This window comes from Pacificispira sp., assembly GCF_965228185.1.
Lineage (GTDB): Bacteria > Pseudomonadota > Alphaproteobacteria > UBA8366 > Aestuariispiraceae > Pacificispira.
In genome coordinates this window covers 614,736-632,826 of sequence record NZ_CBDDHE010000008.1, presented here as the reverse complement: position 1 = coordinate 632,826, position 18,091 = coordinate 614,736, and the positions used below count along the sequence as shown (strand labels likewise).

Annotated in this window: 18 protein-coding genes; 12 read left to right on the top strand and 6 right to left on the bottom strand. The window is 63.7% G+C overall.

Features of this window, described 5'->3' with window-relative positions; genetic code table 11:
- Window positions 1-9: 9 nt before the first annotated feature.
- The 4 genes from ACO06O_RS17760 to ACO06O_RS17745 all read left to right on the top strand — a co-directional run bounded on the left by ACO06O_RS17760 (window position 10) and on the right by ACO06O_RS17745 (window position 4,445).
- On the top strand, window positions 10-945 hold the full coding sequence (locus ACO06O_RS17760) for a glycosyltransferase family 9 protein (RefSeq protein ID WP_421882811.1): 936 nt from the start codon (window positions 10-12) through the stop codon (window positions 943-945).
- Window positions 946-1,166: 221 nt separating this feature from the next.
- Entirely contained in the window at window positions 1,167-3,119 is a 1,953-nt protein-coding gene (gene thrS / locus ACO06O_RS17755) for a threonine--tRNA ligase (protein WP_421882808.1), read from the top strand.
- Window positions 3,120-3,227: 108 nt separating this feature from the next.
- On the top strand, window positions 3,228-3,764 hold the full coding sequence (infC, locus tag ACO06O_RS17750) for a translation initiation factor IF-3 (protein ID WP_421883718.1): 537 nt from the start codon (window positions 3,228-3,230) through the stop codon (window positions 3,762-3,764).
- Between the two features lie 159 nt (window positions 3,765-3,923).
- On the top strand, window positions 3,924-4,445 hold the full coding sequence (locus ACO06O_RS17745) for a PAS domain-containing protein (protein ID WP_421882805.1): 522 nt from the start codon (window positions 3,924-3,926) through the stop codon (window positions 4,443-4,445).
- Between the two features lie 43 nt (window positions 4,446-4,488).
- Here the strand turns inward: ACO06O_RS17745 and ACO06O_RS17740 are convergent, their stop codons facing one another.
- Window positions 4,489-4,701 (bottom strand): hypothetical protein, encoded by a 213-nt coding sequence (locus tag ACO06O_RS17740; RefSeq protein WP_420420490.1) that lies wholly within the window; start codon window positions 4,699-4,701, stop codon window positions 4,489-4,491.
- 16 nt (window positions 4,702-4,717) lie between these two features.
- Window positions 4,718-5,185, bottom strand: coding sequence for an Hsp20 family protein (locus tag ACO06O_RS17735; protein WP_421882802.1), 468 nt, complete (start codon window positions 5,183-5,185; stop codon window positions 4,718-4,720).
- 209 nt (window positions 5,186-5,394) lie between these two features.
- Between ACO06O_RS17735 and polA the strand changes: the two genes are divergently transcribed.
- From polA to ACO06O_RS17720, 3 genes are read left to right on the top strand one after another with little or no spacing between them, the layout of a single operon-like run.
- Window positions 5,395-8,163, top strand: a complete 2,769-nt coding sequence (gene polA / locus ACO06O_RS17730) for a DNA polymerase I (RefSeq protein ID WP_421882799.1) — start codon at window positions 5,395-5,397, stop codon at window positions 8,161-8,163.
- Window positions 8,163-8,639, top strand: coding sequence for a DUF3429 domain-containing protein (locus ACO06O_RS17725; RefSeq protein ID WP_421882796.1), 477 nt, complete (start codon window positions 8,163-8,165; stop codon window positions 8,637-8,639). Before polA ends, ACO06O_RS17725 begins: the two co-directional genes overlap by 1 nt.
- Before the next feature lie 7 nt (window positions 8,640-8,646).
- A complete protein-coding gene (locus ACO06O_RS17720) occupies window positions 8,647-9,516 on the top strand; it encodes a 3-keto-5-aminohexanoate cleavage protein (protein ID WP_421882793.1) in 870 nt (289 codons plus the stop codon).
- On the opposite strand, the gene ACO06O_RS17715 is transcribed toward ACO06O_RS17720, so the two are convergent.
- The gene (locus ACO06O_RS17715) at window positions 9,495-10,463 is read right to left on the bottom strand and encodes a DMT family transporter (protein WP_421882789.1); all 969 of its coding nucleotides are present in this window, start codon (window positions 10,461-10,463) and stop codon (window positions 9,495-9,497) included. The two genes, ACO06O_RS17720 and ACO06O_RS17715, sit on opposite strands and share 22 nt — an antisense overlap.
- Window positions 10,464-10,652: 189 nt before the next feature.
- Between ACO06O_RS17715 and ACO06O_RS17710 the strand changes: the two genes are divergently transcribed.
- On the top strand, window positions 10,653-12,605 hold the full coding sequence (locus tag ACO06O_RS17710; RefSeq protein WP_421882786.1) for an acetoacetate--CoA ligase: 1,953 nt from the start codon (window positions 10,653-10,655) through the stop codon (window positions 12,603-12,605).
- 12 nt (window positions 12,606-12,617) lie between these two features.
- Here the strand turns inward: ACO06O_RS17710 and ACO06O_RS17705 are convergent, their stop codons facing one another.
- Entirely contained in the window at window positions 12,618-13,493 is an 876-nt protein-coding gene (locus ACO06O_RS17705; protein ID WP_421882783.1) for a LysR substrate-binding domain-containing protein, read from the bottom strand.
- A 108-nt stretch (window positions 13,494-13,601) separates the two neighbouring features.
- Here ACO06O_RS17705 and ACO06O_RS17700 point away from each other — a divergent pair, with 108 nt between their 5' ends.
- Genes ACO06O_RS17700 through ACO06O_RS17690 form a run of 3 tightly spaced genes read left to right on the top strand, consistent with a single transcriptional unit; the run spans window position 13,602 to window position 15,187 of the window.
- Entirely contained in the window at window positions 13,602-14,630 is a 1,029-nt protein-coding gene (locus ACO06O_RS17700; RefSeq protein ID WP_421882780.1) for a permease, read from the top strand.
- Window positions 14,631-14,663: 33 nt separating this feature from the next.
- The gene (locus ACO06O_RS17695) at window positions 14,664-14,801 is read left to right on the top strand and encodes a hypothetical protein (RefSeq protein ID WP_421882777.1); all 138 of its coding nucleotides are present in this window, start codon (window positions 14,664-14,666) and stop codon (window positions 14,799-14,801) included.
- Complete coding sequence (locus ACO06O_RS17690; RefSeq protein WP_421882774.1) at window positions 14,798-15,187, top strand: GFA family protein; 390 nt, start codon at window positions 14,798-14,800, stop codon at window positions 15,185-15,187. The genes ACO06O_RS17695 and ACO06O_RS17690 overlap by 4 nt, the downstream gene beginning before the upstream one ends.
- A gap of 7 nt (window positions 15,188-15,194) precedes the next feature.
- Here ACO06O_RS17690 and ACO06O_RS17685 read toward each other — a convergent pair whose 3' ends face one another.
- Window positions 15,195-15,656: a GNAT family N-acetyltransferase gene (locus tag ACO06O_RS17685; RefSeq protein WP_421882771.1), complete on the bottom strand. Its 462-nt coding sequence runs from the start codon at window positions 15,654-15,656 to the stop codon at window positions 15,195-15,197.
- Between the two features lie 131 nt (window positions 15,657-15,787).
- On the bottom strand, window positions 15,788-16,624 hold the full coding sequence (locus ACO06O_RS17680) for a pirin family protein (protein WP_421882769.1): 837 nt from the start codon (window positions 16,622-16,624) through the stop codon (window positions 15,788-15,790).
- A gap of 308 nt (window positions 16,625-16,932) precedes the next feature.
- On the opposite strand from ACO06O_RS17680, the gene ACO06O_RS17675 reads away from it, so the two are divergent.
- Window positions 16,933-18,048: an extracellular solute-binding protein gene (locus tag ACO06O_RS17675; RefSeq protein ID WP_421882767.1), complete on the top strand. Its 1,116-nt coding sequence runs from the start codon at window positions 16,933-16,935 to the stop codon at window positions 18,046-18,048.
- Window positions 18,049-18,091: the final 43 nt, after the last annotated feature.

Below are 18,091 nucleotides of genomic sequence, written 5' to 3'. Positions count from 1 at the left end.
CATCTTGATATGGCGGACCTTCCGACCGGCCTGAAACGGGTCCTTGTGATCAAGCTTGGCGCGCTGGGCGATTTCGTCCAGGCGATGGGACCGTTCCAGGCCATCCGCACGGCCCTGCCGCAGTCGGAAATCACGCTGCTGACGACAAAACCCTTTGCGGGTCTTGCAGAACGGTCGGGCTGGTTCGACCGGGTCTGGGTGGATGCCCGGCCGCGCGGTCCGCTGGGCTATCTTGCCCTGCGCAATCGGCTGCGCGGCGGCGGGTTCGACATGGTCTTCGATTTGCAGACATCGGACCGCTCGGCCCTGTATTGGTGGCTGATGTGGCCGGACAGGCCCTATCTGTCCGGCATCGCGCCCGGCGCGTCCCATCCGCATGACAATCCCGCCCGCGACCGCATGCACACGCTGGACCGCCAGCGCGATCAATTGGCCAGAGCCGGCATCGCGGAAGTGCCGATGCCGAACGCGGCATGGATGAATGCCGACCTGTCGGCGCTGGCCCTGCCGCAGCGCTTCGGCCTGCTGGTCCCGGGCGGCGCGCCGCACCGGCCGGAAAAGCGCTGGCCCGCGGACCGTTATGCGGCGCTGGCCACGCGTTGGGCCGCCGGTGGATTGACCCCGGTTCTGATCGGGACCGCGGCCGATGCCGAATGGACCAGCGCCATTGCCGCCGCCTGTCCGGACGCCCTGGACCTGACCGGCAGGACCGACCTTTTGCAGCTTGCCAGTCTGGCCCGCCGGGCGGAGATCGCGGTGGGCAACGATACCGGCCCGATGCATCTGGCCGCCGTCGCCGGCTGCCGCTGCGTCGTTCTCTATTCCCATGCCTCCGATCCGAAGCTGTGCGGACAGAAGGGGCCGCAGGTCACGATCCTGCGGGTACCCAATCTGACCGGCCTGAACGAGATGGACGTTCTGGCCGCCTGCACCGCCCTGGCGTAGGGAACTGAATTTCCTTGCCCCGAAAACGGGGCTGCGATACACCCCGCCCGTTCGACTATTTGACGAGCGGTGCCGTCCAAACGTCCTTCGTAGGGGCGAGGCGGTGCCGGAACCGAACGTTGACAGGTTGTGGGGGCGGCCCTTCGAAACGGGCCGAGATACCCGCGATCCGGAAACGGTGCCCCGTTTGGTTGACGGGACCTGGATGGAGACAAGACGCCATGGTGGCAATTACCCTTCCCGACGGCAGTGTGCGATCCTATGACGGCCCGGTGACGGCGCTGGATGTCGCGACCGAAATCGGCCCCGGCCTGGCGAAGGCCGCGGTGCTGGCCCGTGTCGACGGCACGGAATGGGACCTGAACCGCCCGATCGAAACCGATGCGAAGCTGGAACTGATCCGGCGCCAGGATGACGAGGCGCTGGAACTGATCCGTCATGACGCCGCCCATGTGCTGGCGATGGCGGTGCAGGAACTGTTCCCCGGCACCCAGATCACGTTCGGCCCGGCGACGGAGGAAGGGTTCTATTACGATTTCCATCGCGAGCAGCCTTTCTCGTCCGAAGATTTCGAGGCGATCGAAAACCGGATGAAGGAGATCGTGGACCGCGACGTGCCCATCGTGCGCGAGGTCTGGGACCGCAAGGACGTCGCCGATCTGTTCGCCGAGAAGGGCGAGAGCTTCAAGGCCGAATGGGTCTGGGAACTGCCCGAGGGCGAAGACATCACGATGTACCGCCAGGGCGACTGGATCGACCTGTGCCGCGGCCCGCATCTGCCGTCGACCGGCCGTCTGGGCAAGGCGTTCAAGCTGTTGCGTCTGGCCGGGGCCTATTGGCGCGGCGACGCCAACAATCCGCAGCTTCAGCGCATTTACGGCACGGCCTGGCGCGACGAGAAGGAGCTGAAGGCCTATCTGCACCGCCTGGAAGAGGCCGAGAAGCGCGACCACCGCCGCCTGGGTCGGGAACTGGACCTGTTCCATCTTCAGGAAGAGGCGCGCGGGTCGATCTTCTGGCATCCGAAGGGCTGGACGGTCTACCGTACCATCGAACGCTATATGCGCGACCGTCTGGACAAGGCCGGTTATGTCGAGGTCAAGACGCCGCAGCTCGTCGACCGCGCGCTGTGGGAAAAGTCCGGCCACTGGGAGAAGTTCCGCGAGCACATGTTCATCGCCGAAGTCGATGAATCCGACAGCACGTCCGAGGACGGCGCGAACCGGCGCATGCTGGCGCTGAAGCCGATGAACTGTCCGGGCCATGTGCAGATCTTCAAACAGGGCATCAAGTCCTATCGAGATCTGCCGATCCGCATGGGCGAGTTCGGGTCGTGCCACCGGTACGAACCGTCGGGCGCCCTGCACGGTATCATGCGGGTGCGCGCCTTCACCCAGGACGATGCGCATATCTTCTGCACCGAAGACCAGATCGAATCCGAGACGAAGATCTTCATCGACCTTCTGGCGTCGATCTATCGCGATTTCGGTTTCGAGGATTTCGCCATCAAGTTCTCCGACCGGCCGGAAACCCGCGCCGGGTCGGACGAGACCTGGGACAAGGCCGAAGACGCCCTGAAACGGGCAACCGAGGCGGCCGGCGCCACCTTCACGCTCAATCCGGGCGAAGGCGCCTTCTATGGTCCGAAGCTGGAATTCGTGCTGCGCGACGCCATCGGCCGGGATTGGCAATGCGGCACCCTGCAGGTCGATTTCGTCCTGCCGGAACGTCTGGATGCCACCTATATGGCCGAGGACGGCAACCGCTATCGTCCGGTCATGCTGCACCGGGCGATTCTGGGGTCGTTCGAACGCTTCATCGGCATCCTGATCGAACAGTTCTCGGGCCGGTTCCCGATGTGGCTGTCCCCGGTTCAGGCGACGGTGGCGACGATCACCAACGACGCGGACGGCTATGCGGCCGAGGTGCTGGCGAAGCTGAAAGCGGCCGGGCTGCGGGCGGAAAGCGACACGCGGAACGAGAAGATCAACCTGAAGATCCGCGAATTGTCGTTGCAGAAGGTTCCGGCCGTCCTGGTCGTCGGTAAGCGCGAACAGGAGGAAGGCACCGTCGCCCTGCGCCGTCTGGGCGGCAAGGATCAGGAAATTCTTGCGCTGGACGACGCAATCCATATTCTAAGAGAAGAAGCGCGATCCCCTGCGGGCGCGCCTTAAAAGTGTTCCGGTGCGGGCGTGCGGGATTTCCTGCACGCCTTCGGCATACGGAACGGATGGTTACCCAACATCAACGACACCGGCCGGCAATCGGTCGAGGAGGCTCCTATACGCAGACCACACTACGCTCCTCCCCCCACCAAGGAGGGCCCCCGCGTCAACGAGGAAATCACAGCGCGGCAAGTCCGTGTCATCGATGACGACGGCGAAAATCATGGCGTGATCACGGTAGAGGAAGGCATTCGGATCGCCGAAGCGGCAGGTCTGGATCTGGTGGAAGTGTCCCCCAACGCCGACCCGCCGGTCTGCAAGATCCTCGACTACGGCAAGTTCAAATACGAACAGCAGAAGCGCAAGAACGAGGCGCGGAAGAAGCAGAAGACCATCGAGGTCAAGGAAATCAAATTCCGCCCGAATATCGAGCAGCATGACTATGAAGTCAAAATGCGCGCTTTGAAGAAATTCATCGAAGAAGGCGACAAGGTGAAGGTCACGCTCCGCTTCCGCGGTCGCGAAATGGCCCACCAGGAGCTGGGACTCGAAGTGCTGCAGCGCGTCCAGGCCGAAATGGACGAGCAGGCCAAGGTCGAACAGCGCCCCAATATGGAAGGGCGCCAGATGATCATGGTCCTCGCCCCGCGCTAAGGCGCCGGACATGCAAACGGAATTGGCGGCGCCCCGGAAATGGGGCGCCGCTTTTTTTGCTGCTATTTCTTTGACTGTCAGGGCCGGTCCCCTAACATGTGCGATTGGTTGCATGTTTGGCGGGCGGAAGAAGCGCAAGTGATACGTAGTAGTAGACCGGTGATCGACCGCGGTACCTATTCCTGCTTTGAACACCGGGAACTGTGGACGCTTTTCAATTACTGGCACGCCAAGCGTGACGGCCGCGCCTTGCCTTCCAGACAGGACATTGATCCTGTCGACTTGGGCCCGATCCTGTCCGGAATCTGGCTGTGCGACTACGAGGCGGAGCACGACACCATCCGCTACCGGCTTGCCGGGGAAGCGGTGTCGATTGCGACGGGAATTTCCACGGTTCGCGGAAAGCTGCTGTCGGATCTGGTTCGTCCGGAAGAGTTCGCACGCGTCAACGCGCTGATGCTGCGTGTTCTGACAGAGCCAGCGATCTTTCACACAGACGGTTTCGTCTATCGATCTGTCGGACGCTATACGCGTGCGGAACGGCTCGCGTTACCGTTGTCCAGCGATGGCGAAACGGCGGACGGCATGGTTGGCGTCACCGTCATTTACGACGGGCCGAACGCGGTCGACAAGAACCCGTCCGAACAGGTTCGCTCAACCTTTCTGCCGATTCCGGAATAGAGGGGAAAAGGGCGCGAGGCCGGCCCTTTCGACCGTCCGCCGCCTAGTGCAGCGTGACCGGTTCGATGTCCAAATGTTCCGCCGCGAACAGGGCCGCGTCGGCGGTCGCGGCGGTGGCGAGCTGGCTGCCATCCGCGTCACGCAATTCGTATTGCGGGCCTTCGTCGGTTTCGACGAGGCGAATATAGCCGACATCTCCCGCGCCGAGGCCAAGAAGCTCGTCCAGGGTGAGGGATTTCAGGTCGGTCGTTTCCATCTCTTTCTCCTTCGCCTCAGGCATCTTCGACGTCCAAGGCTTTCGGCGCGTTCGCCGATTTCGTTTTCCGTCCCGCATTGATCGCGATCTTCTCGACGCGCGTTTCGGGGCGGGGGCGGCGCAGATCGATATCCAACAAACCGTTGTTCAACGTCGCACCGTCAATTTCAATCCCTTCCGCCAGGACAAACCGGCGTTGGAACTGGCGGGCGGCGATCCCGCGATGGAGGAAGATCCTCGTCTCGCTGTCGTCCGTTCCCTGCCGGCCGATGACGACCAATTGATCGTCCTCGCGCTGGATCGCCAGATCCTCTTCAGAGAACCCCGCTACAGCTAAGGTAATCCGAATGCGGTCTTCGTCCAGCTGCTCGATATTGTACGGGGGATATCCGTCCGACGACATCTTGGCAACCCTGTCGAGAGTCCGCTCGATCTCGTCGAAGCCCAGCAGAAGCGGGCTGTTGAACAGCGTCATGCGCGCCATGGGCTGCCTCCTCCTTGCGATCGCCCGTAGCAGCGGCGATCAAGCGAGAGCCGATCCGCGGTCACGGACCCTTCATAGGCGTCCGTCCGCTCTTCCTATTTTGGTCAGCAGAGCCGGAAATTCAAGCGGCTGCGGTGTTTCCCGATCCGACCGGCGCGGGCATACTGCGGCCACCGCGCCACGCCATTCCGTTCGAGGGTCCGATCCGCATGTCCGAAACACCCAAACATCTCTATCTCGTCGACGGTTCCGGCTATATTTTCCGGGCATTTTTCGCCCTGCCGCCGATGAACCGCGCGGATGGTACGCCGACGAATGCGGTGTTCGGCGTGACCAGCATGCTGTTGAACCTGATCGAACAGACGGATGCCGACTATGTCGCGGTGATCTTCGACGCCAAGCGGCAGAATTTCCGGAACGACATCTATCCCGACTATAAGGGCCATCGCCCCGACGCGCCGGAAGAGCTGATCCCGCAGTTTCCGCTGATCCATGAGGCGGTGGACGCGCTGAACCTGCCCTGTCTGCAGATGGAGGGGTTCGAAGCGGACGATCTGATCGCGACCTATGCCGAACAGGCGAAGAAGCTGGGCGCGGAAGTGACGGTCGTGTCCTCCGACAAGGATCTGATGCAGCTGGTCGACGACCGGGTGTCCATGTGGGACCCGATGAAGAATATCGCGATCAAGCACGACCAGGTGGTGGAGAAGTTCGGCGTCGGTCCCGACCGCGTGGTCGATGTTCAGGCCCTGGCCGGGGATTCGACCGACAACGTGCCGGGCGTGCCGGGTATCGGCATCAAAACCGCGGCGCAATTGATCAACGAATATGGCGACCTGGATACGCTTCTGTCCCGGGCGGAGGAAATCAAGCAGCCGAAGCGCCGGGAAAGCCTGATCGAACATGCCGAAATGGCCCGGATCTCGCGCCAATTGGTGCGGCTGAAGAACGATGTCGAGGTGACGGTGCCGCTGACCGAGCTGAAGCGGCGCGATCTCGACCGGGACCGCCTGATGACCTTCCTTCAGGCGAACAATTTCAAGCGCCTGATCGCCCGTGTCGGCGACGGCACGGAGACCGGCGGCGCGGCGGACAAGGCGGCCGACGTACCGGCCCCGGCGGACGCGGAATACGAGCTGGTCCAGGATACCGACGCGCTGAAAGCCTGGGTCGCGCGGGCGGAGAAGGCGGGCGTTGTCGCCGTCGATACCGAAACGACCTCGCTGAACCAGATGCGCGCCGAATTGGTCGGAATTTCCCTGTCCGTCGAGGCGGGCAAGGCCTGCTATATCCCCGTTGCCCATGTCGCGCCGGGATCGGGCGGCGGCGACCTTCTCGGCGGCGGAGCGGAGCCGCCGAAACAGATCGCCAAGGCCGAGGCATTGGAAATCCTGAAACCGATGCTGGAGGATCCGGGCGTTCTGAAGGTCGGCCAAAACATCAAATACGACGCCGTGATCTTCGCCAATGAAGGCATTCAGGTCGGCCCCATCGACGACACGATGCTGATCAGCTTCGTGCTGGAAGGCGGCATGCACGGCCATGGCATGGACGAATTGTCGGAACTGCATCTGGGTCACAAGCCGATCGCCTATTCCGAAGTCGCGGGCAAGGGCAAGTCGCAGATCAGCTTCGCCGAAGTGCCGCTGGACAAGGCGCGGGATTACGCCGCCGAGGACGCGGACGTCACTTTGCGCCTGTGGCAGATCCTGAAGCCGCGCCTGTTGGAAGAAAAGCTGACGACGGTCTATGAGACCATCGAACGGCCGCTGGTGCCGGTTCTCTCCGCGATGGAGCGCCGGGGCATTCAGGTCGATCCGACGGTCCTGCGTCAGATGTCGAGCGATTTCGGCAAGCGGATGATGGAACTGGAGGACGGGATCAAGAAGGATGCCGGGCGCGACTTCAATGTCGGATCGCCGAAGCAATTGGGCGAAATCCTGTTCGACGAGATGGGGCTGCAAGGCGGCAAGAAGACCAAGACCGGCGCCTATTCGACCAATTCGGACGTGCTTGAACCGTTGCGCGACGCCCATCCCATCGTCGCCAAAATTCTCGATTGGCGCATGCTGTCGAAACTGAAGAGCACCTATACGGATTCCCTGCCCGAAGAAATTCATCCGGAAACGAAGCGCATTCACACCTCCTATATGATGACGGGCGCGCAGACCGGGCGGTTGAGCTCGACCGATCCGAACCTGCAGAACATCCCGATCCGGACGGAGGAAGGCCGCAAGATCCGCCAGGCCTTCGTCGCGCCGGAAGGATCGACCCTGATCTCGCTGGATTATTCCCAGATCGAACTGCGCCTCGTCGCCCATGTGGCGGACATCAAGCCGCTGATCCAGGCATTCCGAGACGGACAGGACATTCACGCCGCGACCGCGTCGGAAGTCTTCGGCGTGCCGCTGGCCGACATGACGCCGGATATCCGCCGCAAGGCCAAGGCGATCAATTTCGGCATCATCTACGGCATCTCGGCCTTCGGTCTGGCGAACCAGATCGGGGTGGCGCGCGGCGAGGCCCAGGACTTCATCAACCGCTATTTCGAACGCTTCCCCGGCATCCGCCAGTTCATGGACGAAACCGTCGACTATTGCCGCAAGCATGGCCGGGTGGAGACGCTGTTCGGTCGGCGTATCCACATCCCGACGATCAACGACAAGAACCCGATGCGCCGGAACTATGCCGACCGTCAGGCGATCAACGCGCCCATTCAGGGCAGCGCTGCCGACATCATCAAGCGCGCCATGATCCGGATTCCAAAAGCGCTGGAAAGTGCCAGGCTGACCGAAGACGCGAAACTGCTGCTTCAGGTCCATGACGAATTGGTCTTCGAAGCGCCGGAGGATAAGGCGGAGGCGGTCATCGCCTGCGTGAAGGATGTCATGGAAGGCGCCGCGTTGCCGATCCTCGACCTCGCCGTCCCGCTGGTCGTCGAGGCCGGAACCGGCAAGAGTTGGGCGGAGGCGCATTGATGGCCGGGGCGACGGACTCCAAGCGCGATATCCCGAAACCGGCCTTGATTCTGGGGCTGGCGGGGCTGATCCCCTTCTTCGCCCCGGCGCTCGGCCTGTGGAGCGGCGACCCGTCCCTGATCCACAACGCGTTGATCATGCAATTCGGCTATGCCGCCGTGATCCTGTCCTTTCTGGGCGGGGTGCATTGGGGGCGTGCGCTGGCCGGGGACGCCTGCACGCCGAACTGGGCGCGACTGATCTGGTCGGTGACGCCGGCGACACTGGGCTGGGCGCTGCTGCTGCTGCCCGATGCAAAGGTCATTCTGGGTGGGTTCGCGGTCGCTTTCGCGCTGGCCTTCCTGGTCGACCGGAAGGCGGTGGCCGTCGGCATGTTCCCGGCCTGGTACGGCAGGCTGCGCAAGCTTCTGACCATCGGTGTCCTGACGGCGCTGATCCTGACCCTGGCCGCCGGATACGGCGCGATCGCGGTCTGATTCACGAATGGACGCGGTCTGGCTGGAAGCGGCGCTGAACGGTCCCTGGACGCGGGATATCCAGCCCGGCATTCCGATCACCGTGGACGAGATCGTCGCGGAAGGCGTCGCCTGTGCCGAGGCGGGGGCGGCGATCATCCATGTCCATGCCTTCGACGAGGCGACCGGGCGTCAGCGCGACGATTGGCGGACCTATGCCCGGATCATCGAAGGCATCCGCGCGCGCTGCGATGCGCTGGTCTATCCGACGATCCCCTTCCCGGGCGCGATGGGCGATCCCAACGCCATGACAGGCGCGCAGCGCTTCTCACACACCGCGGAACTGGCGAAGCGCGGATTGATCGATTGTGCCGTGGTCGATCCGGGATCGGTTCAGATCGCCGGGTTCGACCGCATCGAGGCAGGCGAGACCGGGTTTCTCTATGCCAATCCGGGGGACCATATCCGCGCCGGTCTGGAACTGGCGGCAGAACACGGATTCCATCCCGGCTATGCGATTTACGAACCCGGTTTCACCCGTCTGGGCGCGGCGCTTCATGCCGCCGTGCCGAACTGCCCGCGACCGATCTACCGCTTCATGTTCTCGGAGGGTTTCGCTTTCGGCTTCCCGCCGCAAGAGTGGGCGCTGGCAGCCCACCGGCGGCTGTTGGACGAGGCCGCACCGGGCGCGACCTGGATGGTGGCGGGACTGCGGGTCGATATCACGCCGCTGATCGAACCGGCGGTGGCGTCGGGCGGTCATGTCCGGGTCGGGTTGGAGGACGCGCCCTGGGGGTCGGCCCGGTCCAATCTGGATTGGGTGACGGACGCCGTCCGGCGGATCGAGGCGGCGGGCGGGACACCGGCGACGCCGGATCAGGTGCGCGCCGCGCTCTGAGCTTTCTTGGCGATCTGCTGTTCCCGTCGGGCGACATAGAAGGCGGAGGCCGCGATCAGCCCCGCACCCAGCCAGGTGACCAGATCGGACGTCTCCCCGAAGGCGAAGAAGCCGACCACCGCGACGAAGGGCAGGCGGGTATAGTCGAAGGGCAGGACGATCGACGCATCCGCGACGGCAAAGGCATTGGTCAGGAAGATATGGCTGATGGCGCCGACCGCGCCCATGGCGATGCCGACCAGCCACATCTCCATCGTCATCGGCTGCCAGACCCACATCGCCGGGCCCAATGTGCCGAAAGTCAGGATGACATTGGTCCAGAAGACGATGCGGTCCGCCGGTTCCGTGCGGGTTAACAGCTTGATCACCAGGGCGGCGACAGCCATCCCCCCGGCCGCCCCGATGGCCCAGAAGACACCGGTCTCCAGCGGGATCATGCCGGGCCGCAGGATGATCAGCACGCCGACGAAACCGATGGCGATGGCCGACCAGCGGCGGGCGCGGACAATTTCGCCCAGCAGCAAGGCGCTGCCGATGGTCGCGAAAAGCGGTGCGGTGAAGCTGATTGCGGTGACTTCCGCCAGCGGCAGCATGGTAACCGCCGTCATCCACAGCATCACGCCGATGCTGGCCGACAGGCCCCGGAACAGCATCAGGCCGGGCCGCACGGGTTTCAGATAGGCAAACCCGTTGGCCAGGATCGGACGGATCAGGAAAGGCATCATCGCGCCGGCTGCGAAGATCGAGCGCAGGAAGGAGATCTGCAGCGGATCCAGGCCCAGATTGGACGCATATTTGACCAGACCGTTCAGCCCGGCGAACAGCGCGGCGGCCAGGGTCATCAGTGCCGCGCCCAGCATCGGATTGTTTGGCTTTGCCGGGACCGGCGCCCGGGGCGGGGCGTGTTTCGCGGCGGGAACGTCGACTTCGGTAACGGGCGGGCTCATCCGGGGCTTTGAGCTTGTGAGAGAAGGCGTCGGACCGGGGCTTCGCGCCGCCTTGGCCTTCCTATTCCTCCGTGCTATCCCCTTACGCCATAAAGAACAAGGCGGGGGCGTGGCACGACCATTGTGCCGGAACCGCACAGACCGTCAGAACGCTATACCGAGCCAGTATTTGAGAAGGAGTCGAGGGGGATGACCGAGCCGTTGTGGACGCCCGATCCGCAGGCTGTCGAAGCCAGCAACATGACCAAGTTCCGCCGTGAATGCGAACGGCGCTGGTCCGTCGATCTGCCGGATTACGATGCGTTGTGGCACTGGTCGGTGACCGAGGTCGAGAAGTTCTGGGACACGTTCTGGGACTTCGCGGGCATCAAGGCGCAGGTCAAGGGCGAGCGCGTTCTGGCCGATGGCGACAAGATGCCGGGCGCGAAATTCTTCCCCGACGCCAAATTCAATTTTGCGGAAAACCTGCTGTCCCGCCGGGACGACAGCGACGCCATCGTCTTCCGGTCGGAAGACAAGGCCCAGAAGCGTCTGACCTGGAATCAACTCTACGATCTGGTCTCGCGCCTGCGTCAGGCGCTGGCGGCGGCCGGTGTGCAGCAGGGCGACCGGGTTGCCGGCTTCGTGCCCAACATGCCGGAGACCATTGCCGCCATGCTGGCGACGGCCTCGCTGGGCGCGGTCTGGACCAGTTGTTCGCCCGATTTCGGGGTTCAGGGCGTGTTGGACCGCTTCGGCCAATCGGAACCCAAAGTGTTGTTTACAGCGGACGGGTATTTCTACAACGGCAAGACAATCGAAAGCCTGCCGCGGGTACGGGAATTCCTGACCGATCTGCCCAGCGTGCAGCAGGTCGTGGTCCTGCCGCTGATCGACGCGGAACCGGATTGCGAGATGGTGGCGGGCGCGGCCTCGCTGGCCGATTTCATCGCCGACTTCCCGGCGCAGGAGATCGACTTCCCGCAACTGCCGTTCAACATTCCACTCTACATCATGTATTCGTCGGGCACGACGGGTAAGCCGAAATGCATCACCCATGGTGCCGGCGGCACGTTGCTGACGCAATGGAAGGAACATCTGCTGCATTGTGATGCGGGCCCGGAAGACCGGACCTTCTATTTCACCACCTGCGGCTGGATGATGTGGAACTGGCTGGTCGCCGGATTGGCCTGCGGCTCGACCCTGATGCTCTATGACGGCTCGCCCTTCGCGCCGGACGGCGATGTCCTGTTCGATTTTGCCCGGGATGAGAAATGGACCATCTTCGGCACCTCGGCCAAATGGATCGACGCCTGTGCCAAGGCCGGGCTGAAGCCGATCGAGACGCACGATCTGTCCACGGTTCGGGTCATGTGTTCCACAGGGTCGCCGCTGGTCCCGGAAAGCTTCGATTATGTCTATCGCGACGTGAAGAAGGACCTGCAGCTCAGCTCCATTTCCGGCGGCACGGATATTCTGGGCTGTTTCATGTTGGGCAATCCGGTGAAGCCGGTCTGGCGCGGCGAGATCCAGTCGCCGGGTCTGGGCATGGCGGTCAATGTCTTCGACGATAACGGCAAGCCGGTGGTCGGCGAACAGGGGGAACTGGTCTGCATTCGGCCCTTCCCGTCCATGCCGTTGGGCTTTTGGGGCGACGATACGGGCGAGCGCTATCACGCGGCCTATTTCGACAAATATCCGAATGTCTGGACCCATGGCGATTTCATCGCCCAGTCCGAACATCATGGTTTCACGGTTTACGGCCGGTCGGACGCAACGCTCAATCCGGGCGGGGTGCGGATCGGCACGGCGGAAATCTATCGCCAGGTCGAAAGTTTTACCGAGATCCTGGAATCAATCGTCATCGGCCAGATCTGGGACAACGACACCCGTGTCGTTCTGTTTGTCCGCATGCAGCCGGGGCACGCGCTGACCGAGGATCTGATCAAGTCGATCAAGACCCGCATCCGCACCAACTGCACCCCGCGCCATGTCCCGGCCAAGGTCATCGCCGTCGCCGACATCCCGCGCACGCGCTCCGGCAAGATCACCGAACTGGCCGTCCGCGATGTCGTCCACGGCCGCCCGGTGAAGAACGCCGAAGCGCTCGCCAATCCGGAAGCGCTGGATCTCTACCGGGACCTGCCGGAACTGCAGTCGTAACCGAAGAGCCGGTCAGCGCCTGAAGGCCGACCGCAGGGCGTCCGACATGGCGTCGGCGGCCGGGTCGTCCTTCAGGGCCGGGGCGCGGCGCAGGACCAGGGTCGTGTTGGGCAGCGGTTCGGGGAAACCGTCTTCTGCGCCAAGGATGGTCAGGCCGTCATGGATGCTGCCGCGCGACAGCATGCCGACGGCGATTCCGGCGTCCAGCGCGGCGATCACGCCTTCGGAGCTTTCGCTGGAATAGACGATGCGGTAGGGGCGGCGCAGCCGGGCCAGATGTTCCAGCGCCTCGTTCCGCCACCAGCAGTCCCGGTCGAACAGGGCAACGGGCACGGGTTCGCGCCGCCACGCGGTGTTGCGCCGGGACGCGGCCCAATGGGTCGTTTCCTGCATCAGGATTTCGGCGTCGGGTGGGGCGGTTTCGGCGTCATAGACGGCGAGATCCAGCTCGCCATTCTCCAGCGCCGAAGAGAACCGGCTGCTCATCGCGCATTGTACGACGATCTCCGTTCCCGGATGGGCCGCGGTGAAATCGGCGATAACGCGGGAAAGCTGGCCGTGGCGGATTTCGTCCGGAAGCCCAACCCGCAATCGGCCTGTCGTCTCCGCACCGGCGAAAGCCCTCATCGCCCGGTCCAGATCGCCGACGACCTGCCGCGCCACCTTCTCCAACTGCTCGCCCGCCGGTGACAGACGCACGCCCCTTCCATGCCGTTCGAAAACCGGACGGCCCAGTAGCGTTTCGAGCTGCTTGATCTGCAGGCTGGTGGCCGATTGGGTCCGGAAAATCCGGTCCGCGCCGCCGGTGAAACTGCCGGCATCCGCGACGGCCAGAAATGTGCGCAAGGCATCGCTGTTCAGGGAACGGGCAGGCAATCCATCAGTCATTCGAATAGCTCATAGAAGAAATACAAGTTTCTCAAATGATAGGCCGTGCCGCAAACTGCGTCCATCGTCATTCCGAACGGCGCTGGAGACCGGCATGAGGCAAGGGACATGAGACAAGGCATCGGCTGGTTGGGTCCGGTAAGGCCGGGCCGGGTCATCCTTCTGTCGGCGGGCTTTGCGGGGGCCGTCGCCACGGCGGTCTATCCCGGGGCGGCTCTGGAAACCTTCACCTTTGTGCTGCACAGCCTGCTGTCGGTTGCGCCGATCGTGGTGCCCGGGATCCTTGTCGCCGCCTGGGTTACGTCCAGCGGTGCCGGAGGCCGGGTCGCGGCGGTCTTCAACGGCCATGCGCTCAAGACGGTTCTTGTCGCCTCCGCCATCGGGGCCGTGACCCCGGTCTGCGGCGTGACCGTCCTGCCCTTGATGGTGGGCCTGCTATCCGCGGGCGTACCCCTGGCGCCGGTCATGGCGTTCTGGCTGTCCTCGCCCGTGACCGACCCGGCGATGCTGGCGACCACGGCGGCGACGCTGGGCATGGATTTCGCGGTCGGCAAGACGGTCGCCGCTTTCGGCATCGGCATGCTGGGCGGCGCTGTGACGGCTCTGATCGTAGGGCGGGATTGGGTGCAAAATCCGCTGCGGGAAAACGGCATCGTCCGCGGCTTGCAGGAACAACGGCCCTGCGGCTGTGGGCCGTCGCAATTCGTGGCGGCGCCCTGGGTCGATCCGGAACGGCGCGCCGTCTTCCTGCGCCAGGCCTTGGTCACGACCCGGCTGATCCTGATCTGCCTGACGCCTGCCTTCGCGGCCGAACATGTGCTGCAATCCGTGCTGGACCCGCATGCCTTGGCGCCGCTGGTTGGCAAGGATGTCTGGTGGGCTGTGCCGCTGGCCGTTTTCGTCGGGGCGCCGGCCTATCTGGACGGCTATGCCGCGTTGCCCCTGACCCGCGGATTGATCGATCACGGGATGGCGCCGGGGGCGGCGATGGCCTTCCTGGTGTCCGGCGGCGTGGTCAGCATTTGGGGCGCGATGGCGATCCTGCCAGTGTTGAGGACCAAGGCTTTCGCACTCTACCTCGCGATCGCTCTGACCGGGTCCCTGATCGCGGGTTGGGTGTTCGGCCTCGTGGTGTGATATCCTGGCGTCGATCCAAGCCGGAGCCGAAACATGACCCGTCGTACCGCCCTGCGTCTTGCCGCTTTGTTGCCGCTCGCCGCCCTGATCGCTGCCTGCAAGAAGCAGGATGGCGAAGATAAGCCGGCCGTCGAAGGCGAGGTCGGGGGCAATCAGGACGCAGGATATTGACCGCCGGCCCGCCGGTGGTTCGAACGGCCGCCTGTGCGTGCGGGCAATTGACGGCGCGCTGTTCCGGCGAGCCGGTTTCGGTCTCGCTGTGCCATTGCCTGGACTGTCAGCGCCGGACCGGCAGCCCCTTTGGCATCGCGGCCTTCTTCGACATTGCGTCGGTCGCAACAGGCGGCGAGTCCGCCGAGTTTCTGCGGCGAGGGGATAGCGGGTTCGATATCGCGTTTCATTTCTGTCCGCGATGCGGCGGTACCGTCTACTGGTATCCCGCCGCGAAGCCGGGCTATGTCGCCGTCGCCGTGGGTGCCTTTGCCGACCCGTCCTTCCCGAAACCGACCAAGAGTGTCTACACGGACCGGCGGCATCCCTGGCTGGATACGCCTTGAACCGCCGTCAGCGCAAACGGTAGACCCAGTTGTTCCATTTCACATCCGGCTCTCCGCCCATGCCGCGATAGAAGCGTTCGGCCGGTTCGTTGCCGTTCATCACGGTCCAGATCAGCTCCCCATAATCGCCGGTCCTGGCGATCTCCGTCGCGGCGGTGAACAGCACCGACCCGAGGCCCCGGCCCCGGTCGCGCGGGTCTATGAACAGTTCCTTCAGGACCAGATTGGGTTTCAGCGTATAGGTGAAGGGGATTTCGTACAGAACCGCGATCCCGGCCAGGCCGGGACGGTCCGCCGCGTCGATCACAAGGGCACGGAACTGTGCCTTCTCGCCGAAGCCGCGTTCCAGCAGCGCCTCTTCGGTCACTGCGAAATCGTCGATATTCTTCTCAAACTCCGCCAATCCGATCATCAGCCGCAGCATCTCGGCGCTGTCTTCCGGGCGGGCCGGCCGCGCAACACGGGTCATCGCTCGTCCAATCTTTCGACCATTTTCGACGAGTTTTACAAATCAAGGTCTGGCATGTCGGTCAACATGCGGGACCGCCATGCCCGGCGCTCGAACGCGACGAATTGCCGTACCGTGCGGGTTGGGGCCCGTTATGCCGTCAGCCGGCCGTTCTGGAAGTCGCGGACCGCCTGGATCAGTTCGTCCTGGCTGTTCATGACGAAGGGACCATAGCGGGCGACCGGTTCGTTGATCGGACGGCCCTCGCCATAGAACAGGGCCGCGCCCTGCGGCCCCGCCGTCAGGACGACCTCGCCGCTGCCGGTCAGTTCCGCCAGGGAGGGCGCATCGACATGGCGCGCCGCGCCCTGTGCGCCGGGACCGGAAACCGTTCCTTCATAGACACTGACGAAGGCATTATGGCCTTCGGGCGCGCGCAGCGGGATCTTCGCACCGGGCGCGGCGTCGATGCGCAGCAGGCGGATATCGGTCTGGGTCCGGGCCGGTCCGTCGACGCCGTCATAGGCGCCGGCGATCACACGGACGGTCACCCCGTCCTTCTCCACCACCGGGATATTCGCGTCGGTCAGATCCTGATAGCCGGCCGGCGCCATCTTCTTCGACGCGGGCAGGTTGACCCACAGCTGAAAGCCGCGCATCCGGCCCGCGATCTGTTCCGGCATTTCGGAATGGATGATGCCGCGCCCGGCGGTCATCCATTGCACGTCGCCGGGACCGATCACGCCTTCGCCGCCGGTCGAATCGCGATGGCGCAGGCGGCCGTCCAACATGACGGTCACCGTTTCGAACCCGCGATGCGGATGGTCGGGGAAGCCGCCGATATAGGAATCCGGGTCGTCATTGTCGAACCGGTCCAGCATCAGGAACGGATCGATCATGTCGCATTGCGGCGTGCCGATCATGCGGGTCAGCCGCACCCCGTCGCCATCCGACGTTTCCATGCCTTTGATGATCCGGTCGATGACCATTGCGCGTCTCCATTCCTATGCCGTTCGGGCATTCAATTCACCGAATGTCGATATAGTTCGGATCGACCTTTGAAAAATCCACCTGCTTGGAAACAGTCCGTCCATCGCAGGGCGGTAAAGGGTTTCGGAGGCGGTATCATCTTACCTTAATTCGGCTGTCACAATCTCATCGATTGTTTCGTCATCATTCGGAAACGAAGCCATCACGCTACGGTCAACAGACAAGCGTAAGGGAGACCCCCGCGCGGCACGAATCCGCGCGGATCCATGATTCTTTCATCGCATCCGACATCAAGGGGGAGCAACCCATGTCCTTTTCCCGCCGTTCCGTCCTGAAGGGCACCGCCGCCATCCTGGCCGCGCCGGCCATCCTGCGCGCCCATGACGCCCTGGCCTCGTCCGGTCAGGTCGACGTCTTCGCCTGGGGCGACTACATCCAGGACAACATGATCCAGAAGTTCGAAGGCGACACCGGGATCAAGGTCAACCTGTCGACCTTCGGTTCGAACGACGAAGCCGAAAACAAGCTGCTGGCCGCCGGCGGCAAGGGCTTCGACGTGATCTTCCCGTCCGTCACCAACGGCCCGAACTACTATCCGAACAACCTGTTGGCCCCGCTGGACGAGAGCAAGGTCGCGATGGACAACATCATCCCGTCGATGGTCCGCGACTCGATCAACCTGGGCGCCACCTATCGCGGAAAGCGTTACCTGCTGCCGTTCGATTGGGGTACCGAGGCCATCACCTATGACAGCGAAAAATGGCCGATGGACCGTGACGAGGTCTCCTTCGGGTCGCTGTGGACGCCGGAAGCCAAGGGTGCCGCCGCCTTCCGTCAGAAGTCGGTCATCATGGGCGTCGCGATCTATCTGGACGCCACCGGCGAAGTCCCGTCCAACCGGGCGCTGGACATCTACAAGTCGGAAGACGATGCCCGCCGCGTGTGGGACGGCTGCACGAAGTTCATCCTGGAGCGCAAGGAGAACATCGCAGCGTTCTGGAACAACGCGACGGAAGCCACGGCGGCCTTCACCGATGCCGGCGCCACGATCGGCCAGACCTGGGACACGACGGGCCTGCTGCTGAACCGTGAGAACGCCAAGTGGAAGTACCGCATGCCGAAAGAAGGCGGGATCACCTGGATGGATTCCATGGGCGTCACCGCCGGTGCGGCCAATGTCGACCAGGCCTATGCCTTCATCAACGCCATGCTGGCGCCGGAAATGGCCGGCATGTTCGCGATGAACACCGGCTACAATTCGGCGGTCAAAGGCGCGGCCGAATTCGCGGGCGAGGACTACAAGAACCAGTTCAACGAAGTCTACACCGAAGAGGCTCTGGCGAATCTCTGGTGGTGGCAGGCCGATACCCCGTATTTCGCGCCGCTGCGTCAGGAATACGTGGAAAAGATCACCAACGCCTAAGGCGTCGGTTTCGGGAACCCGGGCGGCCATCACCGCCCGGGTT

Coding starts and splice junctions, on each gene's coding strand:
- ACO06O_RS17710 (WP_421882786.1), top strand. CDS start 10,653: ATGACCGAGCCGTTGTGGACGCCCGATCCGCAGGCTGTCGAAGCCAGC.
- ACO06O_RS17720 (WP_421882793.1), top strand. CDS start 8,647: ATGGACGCGGTCTGGCTGGAAGCGGCGCTGAACGGTCCCTGGACGCGG.
- ACO06O_RS17760 (WP_421882811.1), top strand. CDS start 10: ATGGCGGACCTTCCGACCGGCCTGAAACGGGTCCTTGTGATCAAGCTT.
- ACO06O_RS17685 (WP_421882771.1), bottom strand. CDS start 15,656: ATGACCCGTGTTGCGCGGCCGGCCCGCCCGGAAGACAGCGCCGAGATG.
- ACO06O_RS17695 (WP_421882777.1), top strand. CDS start 14,664: ATGACCCGTCGTACCGCCCTGCGTCTTGCCGCTTTGTTGCCGCTCGCC.
- ACO06O_RS17705 (WP_421882783.1), bottom strand. CDS start 13,493: ATGACTGATGGATTGCCTGCCCGTTCCCTGAACAGCGATGCCTTGCGC.
- polA (WP_421882799.1), top strand. CDS start 5,395: ATGTCCGAAACACCCAAACATCTCTATCTCGTCGACGGTTCCGGCTAT.
- ACO06O_RS17740 (WP_420420490.1), bottom strand. CDS start 4,701: ATGGAAACGACCGACCTGAAATCCCTCACCCTGGACGAGCTTCTTGGC.
- ACO06O_RS17725 (WP_421882796.1), top strand. CDS start 8,163: ATGGCCGGGGCGACGGACTCCAAGCGCGATATCCCGAAACCGGCCTTG.
- ACO06O_RS17675 (WP_421882767.1), top strand. CDS start 16,933: ATGTCCTTTTCCCGCCGTTCCGTCCTGAAGGGCACCGCCGCCATCCTG.
- ACO06O_RS17735 (WP_421882802.1), bottom strand. CDS start 5,185: ATGGCGCGCATGACGCTGTTCAACAGCCCGCTTCTGCTGGGCTTCGAC.
- thrS (WP_421882808.1), top strand. CDS start 1,167: ATGGTGGCAATTACCCTTCCCGACGGCAGTGTGCGATCCTATGACGGC.
- ACO06O_RS17715 (WP_421882789.1), bottom strand. CDS start 10,463: ATGAGCCCGCCCGTTACCGAAGTCGACGTTCCCGCCGCGAAACACGCC.
- ACO06O_RS17700 (WP_421882780.1), top strand. CDS start 13,602: ATGAGACAAGGCATCGGCTGGTTGGGTCCGGTAAGGCCGGGCCGGGTC.
- ACO06O_RS17680 (WP_421882769.1), bottom strand. CDS start 16,624: ATGGTCATCGACCGGATCATCAAAGGCATGGAAACGTCGGATGGCGAC.